The 12220-nt window shown below is 43.5% G+C and carries 11 protein-coding genes; 3 read left to right on the top strand and 8 right to left on the bottom strand.

Features of this window, described 5'->3' with window-relative positions:
• Nucleotides 1–205: 205 nt before the first annotated feature.
• Nucleotides 206–1051, top strand: a complete 846-nt coding sequence (locus R8O10_RS21375) for a hypothetical protein (protein WP_318191710.1) — start codon at nucleotides 206–208, stop codon at nucleotides 1049–1051.
• A gap of 31 nt (nucleotides 1052–1082) precedes the next feature.
• On the opposite strand, the gene accD is transcribed toward R8O10_RS21375, so the two are convergent.
• Nucleotides 1083–1946: an acetyl-CoA carboxylase, carboxyltransferase subunit beta gene (accD, locus tag R8O10_RS21370; RefSeq protein WP_017821534.1), complete on the bottom strand. Its 864-nt coding sequence runs from the start codon at nucleotides 1944–1946 to the stop codon at nucleotides 1083–1085.
• Nucleotides 1947–2087: 141 nt separating this feature from the next.
• Here accD and R8O10_RS21365 point away from each other — a divergent pair, with 141 nt between their 5' ends.
• Nucleotides 2088–2987, top strand: coding sequence for a LysR family transcriptional regulator (locus tag R8O10_RS21365; RefSeq protein WP_115386754.1), 900 nt, complete (start codon nucleotides 2088–2090; stop codon nucleotides 2985–2987).
• Between the two features lie 147 nt (nucleotides 2988–3134).
• Here R8O10_RS21365 and R8O10_RS21360 read toward each other — a convergent pair whose 3' ends face one another.
• Together R8O10_RS21360 and R8O10_RS21355 are read right to left on the bottom strand one after the other, a co-directional pair.
• Nucleotides 3135–4694, bottom strand: coding sequence for a methyl-accepting chemotaxis protein (locus tag R8O10_RS21360; protein WP_017635256.1), 1560 nt, complete (start codon nucleotides 4692–4694; stop codon nucleotides 3135–3137).
• Nucleotides 4695–5243: 549 nt separating this feature from the next.
• Complete coding sequence (locus R8O10_RS21355; RefSeq protein ID WP_171344147.1) at nucleotides 5244–6320, bottom strand: nickel/cobalt efflux protein RcnA; 1077 nt, start codon at nucleotides 6318–6320, stop codon at nucleotides 5244–5246.
• 134 nt (nucleotides 6321–6454) lie between these two features.
• Between R8O10_RS21355 and rcnR the strand changes: the two genes are divergently transcribed.
• The gene (gene rcnR / locus R8O10_RS21350) at nucleotides 6455–6727 is read left to right on the top strand and encodes a Ni(II)/Co(II)-binding transcriptional repressor RcnR (RefSeq protein ID WP_005375370.1); all 273 of its coding nucleotides are present in this window, start codon (nucleotides 6455–6457) and stop codon (nucleotides 6725–6727) included.
• A gap of 266 nt (nucleotides 6728–6993) precedes the next feature.
• On the opposite strand, the gene R8O10_RS21345 is transcribed toward rcnR, so the two are convergent.
• The 5 genes from R8O10_RS21345 to otnK form a co-directional block, all read right to left on the bottom strand.
• Nucleotides 6994–8487, bottom strand: coding sequence for a GntP family permease (locus R8O10_RS21345; protein ID WP_005375369.1), 1494 nt, complete (start codon nucleotides 8485–8487; stop codon nucleotides 6994–6996).
• Nucleotides 8487–9446, bottom strand: coding sequence for a D-erythronate dehydrogenase (denD, locus tag R8O10_RS21340; protein ID WP_064369125.1), 960 nt, complete (start codon nucleotides 9444–9446; stop codon nucleotides 8487–8489). Before denD ends, R8O10_RS21345 begins: the two co-directional genes overlap by 1 nt.
• Nucleotides 9447–9507: 61 nt before the next feature.
• On the bottom strand, nucleotides 9508–10284 hold the full coding sequence (otnI, locus tag R8O10_RS21335) for a 2-oxo-tetronate isomerase (RefSeq protein ID WP_017635261.1): 777 nt from the start codon (nucleotides 10282–10284) through the stop codon (nucleotides 9508–9510).
• Entirely contained in the window at nucleotides 10284–10931 is a 648-nt protein-coding gene (locus R8O10_RS21330; protein WP_005385078.1) for an aldolase, read from the bottom strand. The genes otnI and R8O10_RS21330 overlap by 1 nt, the downstream gene beginning before the upstream one ends.
• Nucleotides 10932–10942: 11 nt before the next feature.
• Nucleotides 10943–12199 carry a 3-oxo-tetronate kinase gene (gene otnK, locus R8O10_RS21325; protein ID WP_025998665.1) on the bottom strand — a complete coding sequence of 419 codons (1257 nt, stop codon included), beginning with the start codon at nucleotides 12197–12199 and terminating at the stop codon, nucleotides 10943–10945.
• Nucleotides 12200–12220 lie beyond the last annotated feature (21 nt).

The raw sequence follows: 12220 nt of genomic DNA, 5'->3' as shown, positions 1-12220 counted from the left end.
CCGCCAAATCAAACACATTTACTCCTCCAGTCATTGATGAGTGAATAAAGCAGATATTTGGCTAGGGATAATACATGTCACTTTGGGGATTTTTGGGAGCGGGGATTGCCTACTTCATGACAACGTTTGCCTTTGTTTTTGGCGGCATTTTTGGTTATGTGCTGAAGGTAATACATTAAGAGAAACAAAGCGCCAATCATCAATAATGTCCGGGGTTATTGCTTGTACTATTGGAACTTGGGTGCTTGCTTTTGGTGTTTACGTTTACGGTTACTTTTGGGATAACTCTTCTCACTATTATTTTTATTTGCTCGCTCCATGGGGACTTGCCATTTTTGGGGTAAAACTTCGTAACCGCTGGGTTAAGCAATACACGCGTGTAAAACACGCAAAAGAAGAACAGTGGCAAAAACGCTGGCGAGAATTATTAGGGGAAGATACTGAAGAGCTTCCACCATATACACATGATTACGAGCTCTACTCGGGCATTTGGCAAGCCAATGAAGCGCTCCAAGAACAGTGTTTTGCAGCCCTTCCTCACGGGAAAGCAGTCTACGAGAGAGTGAAAGCCTTCCAAACGATGGCCTCCCCCGCTGGTGGCATAAACAATCAAGTTTTGCTGAGTAAACTCGATCAACTAGAGGATGAAATCATTCAAGTTCTTGAGCAACACTCGCAAAAGAAAGTAAGCATTGAAACTGGCGCAGGTACTTTACACAAAGAGTCAAAACGCAATGTTTATCACCATGAGAATGGCCCAACAGAAGAGCAACTGTACGACTCAATCAACCTCCAACATGATTTGGATCGAGAGCTACGCAACATTATCTATGATCGGCTCGGTTACGATGGCGAAGATGAGTACTTTTTCCTCCAAGCGCCACTCGGAGAGCTTACCGAGGATGAAACCGCAATCAACTGGATGCTCTGGGGGTTAGTAAGCGACCATTTTGCTGTTGACCCATACCAAACGGCGTTGGATCTCAGCCTAATGAATGCGGAACCAAGATGGGGGCAAAATGAACGGTTTGTAATGATTACGGCTCAATAAACGCAAGTACTAAGTCTAACTTTAATACAACCTATTCTGAGACCACCCTCGCGTTGGTTAACTTAGCCAGTAAGCGGCCAACGCGATCGCGCATTTCACGTCTATCGACAATCATATCTAGCGCACCATGCGCTAGTAAAAATTCACTTCGCTGAAACTCGTCTGGTAGCTTTTCACGTACCGTTTGCTCAATGACCCGTCTTCCCGCAAAGCCAATACTTGCTTTAGGTTCACCAATATTGATGTCTCCTAACATGGCTAAACTCGCCGAGACGCCACCATAAGTTTGGTCCGTCAATACTGAGATATAGGGTAATCTGTGCTCAGATAAGTGGTTTAACGCGGCGCTGGTTTTTGACATTTGCATGAGTGCCACCAAAGACTCTTGCATGCGCGCCCCTCCGCAAGCGGAAAAACATACTAACCCAGATTTTGTATTAATTGCGCTTTCAACTGCTCGGACAAACTTCTCGCCAACCACTGCGCCCATCGAGCCTGCCATGAAAGAGAATTCGAATGCACACGCAACAACAGGCAGCCCCAATAACTTGCCCTCCATCACCACCAACGCATCTTTTTCTCCAGTCGTTTTCTGTGCTAAAGCAATTCGCTCTTTATATCGCTTTAAGTCTTTAAAACCCAAAATATCTTGTGGCTCCAACTCACTTGCCAACTCTTGTTGTGTTCCATGGTCCAGAAAAGAGATCAACCTTTGACGCGCAGCCATTCTCATGTGATATGAGCATTTAGGGCATACTTCCAAATTTTCTTTTAACGCGGCACGATAAAGTATTTGTTCACACTCAGGACACTTTGTCCAAACGCCCTCAGGGATAGACGCTTTGCGCGAACCTATTATATTTTTATTCTCAAATAACCGTTCTAACCAGCTCATAAATTCACCTCTATTGATTACGTTCTAGCGCGATATCTCGTTGTTTGTTCGCTTAAACTTGTAAATAAAATTGTATGTAACTTAGTACAGGGATAAAGTGCGATATGCTGGCTTGATAATCCAATAAAGTGGGATAATGAAATGTTTGATAACGTTGACCAAATCTGGTTAAAAAGTTTTCACTGTGTTTATGAGAACAACAGCTTTAAGCGAGCCGCTGAGTGTTTGAATATACCAACATCAAATATCAGCCGACACATTGCCCTGCTTGAAGAAAAGTTAAACATTAGGTTGTTCAATAGAACAACAAGGCGAATGACACCTACCGAGGCTGGAGAAGAGCTCTATAGCAGCACTCGTCCGTTATTGGAGCAACTCAACGCCGCACTAGAAACGGTAACGCGCCACTCGCACACGGTAACAGGGGAACTGCGAATTCTTATGCCAGACACACCTGTACTGGCCAAAGCGGTTGTCACCTTTTGCACGCAATACCCGTCAATCTCTTTGTCTTGCGATACAACGCTAAACCCTAAAGATGATGTTATTGACAGCTTTGATGTCATTTTGAGTTTTCATAGAGGGACTTTGTCAGACAGTAACTGGGTGGCGAGAGAGATAAAACGCTGGCCCAGTGCCATTTTAGCCGCGCCTCAACTAATTGAGAAATACGCCACCCCTTACAAAATTACGGATCTAAGTCATGTTCCCTGCATCACGACGCTTACCGCAGTAAATGGTGCACCATGGGTATTCAGAAACCCTGTTGGGGGCCATATTACTCAAACTGTGCAATCTTCATTCAAAGTAAACAGCGGTCATCTTGCCAGATATGGCGCGTTATCAGGGCTTGGATACGCAATATTGCCAATTGAGTCATGCCAAAATGAGATCAAAAATGGTGAGCTAGAAATCGTCACTCTAGAGTACGAACCTGAGGATTTAGTGCTTTACGCCTTTTACTCGTCAAGAAAACATGTAGCTAAGAAAATATCTATGTTTGTTGAACATTTAAAGCAAAACGCAAAACTTAACGCCTAGCTAAGCTTTACTCAACTAATTTATCGTATTCTGTTTTATCGTCTAGAAAGGACAAACACCGCTAAGCGATTTGAGACTCGATTTTTTCAAATAAAAAAGCCAGCAATTAACATTTACTGGCTTTTATTAAAGAGGGTCAGTTGGCGTTTAGATTCTAAACGCTCCTACGTGACGATCGAGTGTTCGCGATAGCTCCGCGAGTTGTTGACTTGATTCTTCTAGTTGCTCACTCGCTGTTAGCGCACTTTTCACTGAGTGGCTGACGGTATCCATGTTCATATTAATTTCGTTTGCTACCGTTGATTGCTGTTCTGTTGCGGTTGCTACTTGAGTATTGATATCTGAAATAGTCGTCACTTGTGCAGCTATTGCTTCTAAAGCCTGTCGAGCTAACTCAGTTTCTGCCGTTCCTTCTTCAATAAGAGTCTTACTATTACTCATTGAATTCACCGCACTTTGAGCTTCAGTTTGTAGCTGGTGAATCATATTGTCAATTTCATCGGTAGAATGAGCCGTTTTAGTCGCTAGGTTGCGAACTTCATCAGCGACTACTGCAAAACCTCGGCCGGCATCACCAGCGCGTGCCGCTTCGATAGCCGCATTGAGAGCCAATAGATTGGTTTGCTCCGAAATACCTCTAATCACCTCTAGAATACTACCAATCGACTGAGTATTTTCAGCAAGACTCACGATAATGTTGGAAGTGCTGTTCATCTCGTTTTCAAGATTAGTCATCGCCGTTTTGGTTCTTTCTAGCGTCGTGTAGCCATCTTGCGCTTCATTACTTGCTGCACTCGCAGCATTTGCCGCTCCGGCAGCATTGGAGGCAATTTCATTGACCGTCGCAATCATTTCGTTCATGGATGTGACAACCAGCATGGTTTGCTCGTTCTGCTCTTGCCCTCTTGTGAGCGCTTGTTGAGATTGCCCACGCAAAGCGACAGCTGAACTATTAAGCTCCACACCAGTATTTACAACTTGTGTAATAATCTCATGTACTTTCCCAACAAAAACGTTGAAAGCAGAAGAAATTTGCGCGACTTCGTCATTACCTTTCGCTGGCAAACGAACGGTTAAGTCTCCGTCTCCTTTTGAGATGTCTTGTAGAGCGTCTTTAAGCGCAGAAAGCGGTCTCATCAGTTTATTTAGCAGAAGTGACAGAATCAAAACACACATAACGAAGATCGCCACCATAGAGATCAACTGGTAAGTAATAATTCCATTCGTCGCTTGGCTCACTTCAGTAATAGGAATACCGATATCAAAAGTACCGTATAACTGACCATCCACATAAATTGGTGCCATGATGTCAAACACCCATACTTTCTGGACATCGGCATACCACTTTGAGTACTGTTGAACACCTCTCGTCGCGCCTTCAACAGTATATTCATCGTTATAGGTTTTGTTCAGCTTGTGCTTATCACTGTGGGCTACTGCCGTCACGTTACGATCAATTACAACGGCATAGCTCACGTCTGAACGTTGTTTCAGCCCCTCAACAAGCGATTGTAAATCTTGCATTGGATTAGCTGAGTTCTCCAAAATATAACTCGCATTTCCCGCTAGAAACTCAGCTTGAACTTGGGATTTGTTTAAGATGATGTCATCGATTTTCTGACTCGAAATTAGGTACGTTGATGCCATACTCGCCACGACAGCAATACCAAACATGGCGCAGACTGCTAATAAGATGATTCTTTTCATTATAATTGTCTCAATACAATTCAATTGATGCTCATTAATCGAGCGCTAAGCCTTTCTTCTCCAAAACCAACCAAACTGCATTTTGGGTCTGTTTGGCAGAGCAAGACATAACTTTATAACTATGTATCTGCTTGGTTCCCGATTACTTTAGACAGAAGGAAAAAAAGTCTTCAAAACGTCACATTTCTACGAGGTTTGGCGAAGGGACGAGTACGCAAAAGGAAACGTTTGCATAGTTAAATTTAACTATGCGACCAAATTGGTATCGAACATTAAAGAAAAGAGTTCTAATTAGCGTTTTGCCGTCGGGAGCACTGTGGTCAGTGCTCCCGTTTTATCATTTAGTATCTCAGGTTCAGATATTAGAGCCACAATTGCAGCGGTTGTAATCCGAGATGCTTGGTGAAGCGAGAATGACTTGGTTTGTAGATATGGCAGCGATGTCAGATCGAGTGATTCTCAATCAAGAATCGGCAGCAAAATAGGCAAACCAAGGCATGAAGCCATTGCCCATAAAAAAAGAAAGGAAAAAAATCTTTACCACAGAGTTTAACTTGTCAGCGATATGTATCCATGCATACCCATGTATAAACCAACTGCACTGATCAAGACGCCCGATAAGTAAGGAGCTCGACGTGCAACATCATTCAAACCGCTCCATTTAGATGTCGCTTTTTGCACGCCCACTGCTGCCACAACGCCAACAGCAACCAGAGTCAAGGCTAAGCCAATACTGAATGACACAACTAAAGTCGCACCAAGAGTCATTGCCTTAAGCTGCAAACAGATAAGCAAAACCGTTACCGCAGCAGGGCATGGAATCAAACCGCCCGTTAATCCAAACAGCAGAATTTGCCCATTCGTCACGTCTCGATTCTCAAAGCGTTTTTGAATGTCTAAAGCGTGAGCGCGTTCGTGAGCATCTTGATATTCCTTATCTTCGCTTTCTAAATGAGAACCAGAACGGAAATGTACATCAAAGTCATGGGTATGATCATGGTGCCCGATGATCAAAGTGACAGAAAGTCCATTAGAGACTTCAATGCAAGACGCCGATTCCAAGTATCCATCACGCTCTATAAAGTGATAGATATCAGCAGGTTGATAACCATCACTCGATACCGAAACCTTGATACCTTCAGCAGTTAAAGGTTTACCGCTGAGTGTTCGCAATTGGAAACGGTGATGCTCCCCTTCCTGTGTAATCGAAAGCGAAACATGCCCATGTCCTGTATCCACAACTTGCGTCGTCCAGTCGCGAGCATGATCCTGAGCTTTGTTCCAAGCTCGCTCATCGCTCCATGTCCGCCAAAACATCCATACGCCGGTTGTCACGATAATGACCCCAGAGATAAGTTGCATCCATGGTTCAGCCGCTTCAGCGGTGAATTTCTGGCTAATATACATCCCGCCAACAGCGATTAACCATACAATTATAGTGTGAGAAAGTGTGGCAGCTAAACCCAGCATCACGGCTTGTTTGACCGTTCCTTTCACCGCGACAATGAACGCCGCCATCATCGTTTTAGAGTGCCCAGGTTCTAAACCATGCAAGGCGCCAAGCAAAATGGCACTGGGAATAAAGAACCACCCATTACCTTGTTGTAGTAACGCGACAAAATCCATTGTTGTTCTCTGTTGTTGATTCTAATTTATCGCAAACTATACTCCCCCCAGTATTAAATACTACCCCCCAGTATAAATTGAGTGCTACATTATCAGTTAGAATAACTCGGCCCGTAACTTAAAGAAGATAAGACATGTCGCATACAACCAGAGATCAAAAGAAGCTCAACACTCGAGTCAGTAAAATACAGGGTCAGGTAAATGGACTTAAAAAAATGCTGGAAGAAGAGCATGAATGCCAAGATGTGTTGCAGCAGATTGCCGCTATTCGGGGAGCAGTAAATGGTTTGATGCGAGAAGTAATTAAAGGTCACTTACTTGAACACGTCGTACTTGAGGAAGACAAAACTCAACGTGAAAAAGATATGGAAGTCGTATTAAAAGTACTGGACTCTTATATAAAGTAACCCTACTTCGCTAGAGTAAAATCACTAGAGTTAAACTCGAATAGAACCTTTATAGGTAATCTCTTACTAAGCGGGAAATAACAATTCCATTTCATATTGATTAAGTTGAAAACGGAACCTATATCGGTTCAATTTAAATAGTTTATTTATAAGAACTAAAACGGCCCAAACATAGGGCCGTTCATATTATTAAAAAACTCTAAACTATCTGATAAAAATACATATTGTGATAGGCTTTTACTTTATGGAAGAGTACAAGTAAACCTTTATACCTCTTGTAATTCGACGTGCTTAGCGCTGTAAGATTTTGTAAATGCAACACACCCCAAAAGTACAGCAAGTGGTAACACAGGATCAAAGATTGAACCATGAGATCCGAAGAATAAGTTAAGAATCATGACTAATGAACCACCAATAGCCCAAGCAATTGTTGTTGGAATAGTCCAAATAATGAGTTGTTTCTTAACCTCAGTCACCCCCATTAATCGATTAACAATATGGAATAGCGAGTCATTAAAGTAGCCAGCAAATAGAGATCCCATCGTAGCTGCCGTCGCTGCGAATAAAAGGTTAACGTCAGGAATATTCACTAAAACTGGGGCAGATATAGAAGCAGCGGTTATCATGGAGACTGTACCAGAGCCCTGAATAATACGAACTAACGTCGCAATAATAAATGGAATCATAACCGCAGAAATAGGAAGCCCTGCAACTTGGTTGGCAATCTCTGCGCCCGCACCCGTTTCACGCAATACGGCACCTAACGCGCCACCAGCTCCTGTTACTAACAAAATGATGCCACAAGTGGAGATTCCTTGTTCCATCTTTTCATTCGCTTCTTCTTTGGTAAGGTTATTACCCAATGTGTAAACCGCTAGTAACGTCGCTATTGATAGTGCAATAGTAGGGCTGCCGATAAAAGCGATAAATTGACCAAATGTTGTTGCAGTCAGCCCTTCGAAACCGAAAGTCCCCTCTAATAAACCCATAACTGATTTCGCAAGTATAAGTAAAATAGGGATAATAATTGGAGCGATAGATTTACTTAAAGATGGTAGGTCTTTCGCTTCTTTACTTGCAATGTACTCTTTGTGATCATTAATCAGTTGCTCACTAGACTTCGAGAAATGTTCGGTTGGAATGAATTCAGGAAACTGCTTTTCTAACCATCTTGCATACCAAACAATACCCATGACACAAGGCGCTGCGATCATCAAACCAAAACCTAACATGCTGGCAAGATCGACACCAAAGATACCAGCAACGCCCAAAGGCCCTGGAGTCGGCGGAATAGCGTGATGCGCTACGACCAAGCCGCCCGCCAGAGCAACCGTAAGCGTTAAAATCGAGCGATTGGACGTTTTTGACAAAGACTTCGCTATTGGATAAAGAATGATAAGCGCGCTATCCACAAAGATTGGGATGCTAACAATATAGCCAGTTACAGCAAGAGCGGCCTCTTCTTTCTTTTTTCCTAACCACTTTATAAAATTATAGGCAATACTTTCTCCTGCTCCAGAAGCCTCTAAAATAGCCCCCATCATAACGCCGAGACCGATGACAATCCCTATACCGCCTAATGTTCCACCAAATCCTTTGCTAACGGTCGCAATCGTGTCGTCAACACTTAACCCACCAATAATACCTGCGATACATGCCGCAATTAACATCGCAATTAACACATGTACTTTTGTACGTAACACAAGAAAAACAAGGACTGATACGGCTACTATTAGTCCAATTACTGAGGTTGGTAACATTAGACAATCTCCATATTGTTAACAGAAATAAATTGTTGTAATACATCCTTGAAATTACTGTCTGCTTTAAATCCAAGCTCCAGTTCTTTAGTACAATCAATTTTTTGTGGCCAACTACTCACAATACGATCAATACCCGCATCATGCTCATAGGTAATATAATTAGAAAGTTGTTTACCCGTTAGAGTGTCCATTGTTTGAATCATCTCAGCTGGTGTAGTTTGAATACCAGGTAAATTAAGCGTTCTATAGGACAGATTATTTAACTGCTCATAAGGCATTAGCCCTGCATATTGAATATTGTCCACCACTCTAGACGGGCTCGATATCCAAAGTTTTAGCGTAGGGTCTACAGGACAATTTGATTCTTGAGCATTCAAAGGCTCACGAATAATTCCGCTTACGAAAGAGCTAGCGGCAAGGTTTGGTTTCCCAGGGCGAATACAAATAGTCGGTAAACGTACGGATACAGCTTTAACAAAGCCTTTACGGGCATAGTCGTTAACCAATAACTCACCTATGGCTTTTTGCGTCCCGTAGGATGACTGAGGATGAAGTGCTGTTATTGGTGTAATCGTTTCCGGAAGATCACCACCAAAGACAGCTAAAGATGAAGCAAACGTAAAACGAATATTAGGGTTTACTTTACGGCAACGCTCAAGCAATAACTGTGTGGTCGTCAGGTTTACAGCTACGCCTAAATCAAAATCTTGCTCAGCATGGCTCGATACAATTGCCGCTAAATGAAAAATGTGTGTCGTTTCGGCAGTAATAACTTGGTCTATATTTTCTCGCTTTGTCATATCCATGACTAAAGAAACGACTCGGTCATCAATGCCCTCTAAGCGCGACTTTTGAATGTCGACAATAGTAATACTTTCAGCTTTGTTTTCTTTTAGTAGTGATTTGGCAAGTAGGGTTCCGAGAAAACCCGCCCCTCCAGTTATGATAATATTCATAGTCACGACCCTTTGTTTTTGTAATTAGTTTCAAGTTATTTATGGATAGAAATTAAAATTGTTATAGGTATGGTTTAACCCAACTAAGGCCCAGCTGCGTGCTATGCCTTGGGTTGTATTCACAACCGATCCAGCCTTGGTAACCAGAGTCATCCAAAACATTGAATAGGTGTGGGTAATTCAGTTCGCCTTCCGATGGTTCGTGCCTTTCAGGCACAGAAGCAATTTGAATATGGCCTGTGTATGGCGCCACATCGCGAATCAACGTACTCAGATCACCGTCCATAATTTGTGCGTGATAGAGATCGAGCTGCAATTTCACGTTTGGACGAGCCACTTGTTTGATGAGTTCCACCGCTTCACGCTGATGTGCAACAAAGTAGTTCGGTACATCGCGATTGTTGAGTGGCTCAATCATCAGCTCAACACCTTGTTCGGCAAACTTATCCGCTGCATAACGAATGTTTGAGATAAAGGTTTCAATATGCTGATCACGAGTGAAGCGAGAATCAACAATGCCAGACATAGCGTGAACCTTTTTACAGTTCAGTGCCTTGGCGTACATCAGAGCAGTCTCGACGCTCGTTTTAAATTCATCCTCACGCCCCGGAATAGCTGCAAAACCTCGTTCACCTGCATCCCAATCACCTGGAGGCATGTTGAATAACGCTTGCTCAAAACCAAACTGCTGTATCTTGCTTGCTAGTTTTTGCGCTTCGAATGCGTATGGGAAAAGGTATTCCACCGCTTTGAAGCCCGCTTGGTGTGCTTTTTCGAAACGATCTAGAAAAGGAACTTCTGTGAATAACATTGTCAGATTTGCCGCGAATTTAGCCATTACTTACCTCTCCCTTTTAGGTCTTGAATCTCAGTATCCGTTAAGTAGCGGATGTTGCTGTCTTTAAGAATGAACGCTAGCTTCGCTGTCTCTTCTAGCTCTTCTGCGTTATCCACTGCATCTTCAAAGTCCGTACCCGTGATCACTGGACCATGGTTCGCCAGGAGGAAAGCTCGGTAGTCACTTGCCCGCTGCGCAAGTTCTTCAGCAATCTGAGGGTCGCCCGGGCGCAGGTACGGAATCACTGGCAGTTCGCCAATGCGCATTACAAAGTAAGGTGTGAAAGCTTTGATGGCATTCTCGCGATCTAGACCTTCAAGACAAGAAAGCGCCGTCAAGTAAGTAGAATGCAGATGCACAATCGCATTACACTTTGAGTTATTTCGATAAATCGCCAGATGAAAAGCCACTTCTTTTGATGGCTTTTCACCAGAGATATGGTTGCCATCAATATCCACAACCGAAAGCTCTTCAGCAATCAAGCGGCCGAACGAGGAACCAGTTGGCGTTGCCAGAAAGTGTCCATTAGGCAGCTTTAGAGAAAGGTTGCCAGCGCCGCCAGTCGCATAGCCACGTTCAAACATAGAGCGAGCCATAGTGACCATTTGCTCTCGCAGTTGTTGTTCTGTCATCAATTCTTTATTCATCACAACCTCACCTATTCAAAAAACGACTGTGCTTTGGCAAAGAAGTGTTCATCGCCGAAGTTGCCCGATTTCAGAGCCAAAGAAAGCTCGCCTTCAAGTGACTTCACCCAAGGTACACCTGGTGCGATTTGAGGACCGATATGAAAACCTTTTACGGCTAGGCTTTGGGTTACAACCCCTGAGGTTTCCCCACCCGCAACGATGAAATTTTTCACACCGTTCTGCTGAAGTTTAACTGCAAGTTGGCTAAAGAATTGTTCAACCGCGTGACTTGAAGCATGCGCGCCAAACTCTTGTTGAATCGCTTTTAACGCCGCTGCATCTGCGGTTGCGTAAACCAGTGGTGCGAACTCGCTTTCGATGTTGGTCATGACCCAATCAAACACTTGATTTGAGTAGTCTTCCCCCGTCAGACACGCCTTCACATCAATAGCAAAGTGTGGCGCTTTTTCTTTGTAAACAGCGACCTGTTGGTTGGTCATGACAGAACAAGATCCAGATAACACAACGGTTGGTGCCTTTTTAGGGTTCCCCTCTTGCTTCGCATCACTTTGATCTTCAAGGTTCTCTATCCAGTTCTTAGCAATACCCGCTGCCAAACCAGAACCACCAGTTACCAGTTTTAGAGACTTCGCCGCTTGGCCAAGTGTGACAAGATGCTCTGCATTGAATGCATCAACCACTGCGTAGCGGTTGCCTTGTACTTTTAGCTCTTCAAAGCGCTCAATTACCGCTTTTGGACCTTGTTCAATTATTTGGAAGTTCACCAGGCCAGATTTGCCTTGAGATTGAGCATCCATCATACGAACTAGGCTTGAATCAGTCATTGGTGTCACAGGGTGATTACGCATACCTGAGTCGCTTAGCAAGTCCTGGAATACAAATAGATGGCCGTTGAAAACTGTGCGACCATTCACTGGTAATGATGGGCATACAATGGTGAACGCTTCACCTAGCTCTGCAAGCAGTGCATCCGTTACAGGACCAATGTTACCTTCTGCTGTGCTGTCAAACGTTGAGCAGTACTTGAAGTAAAACTGCTGACAGCCATTTGCTTGCAGCCACTTAAGCGCAGCTACTGAATCCTCGATTGCCTCATCTACAGGACAGGAGCGAGATTTAAGACTGATCACGACCGCATCTGCGTTTACATCAATCTCTTCTTTTGGAATACCGTTAAGCTGAACTGTGCGCATGCCGTTTTCTACAAGAAAACCTGCGATGTCTGTTGCGCCAGTAAAGTCGTCTGCGATAACGCCTAATAACATCATTTTTTCTCCGTTTTACGT

The sequence above is a fragment of the Vibrio sp. 1727 genome (assembly GCF_033344415.1).
GTDB classification, from domain to species: domain Bacteria; phylum Pseudomonadota; class Gammaproteobacteria; order Enterobacterales; family Vibrionaceae; genus Vibrio; species Vibrio alginolyticus.
This window is presented reverse-complemented; position numbering and strand designations above follow the sequence as displayed.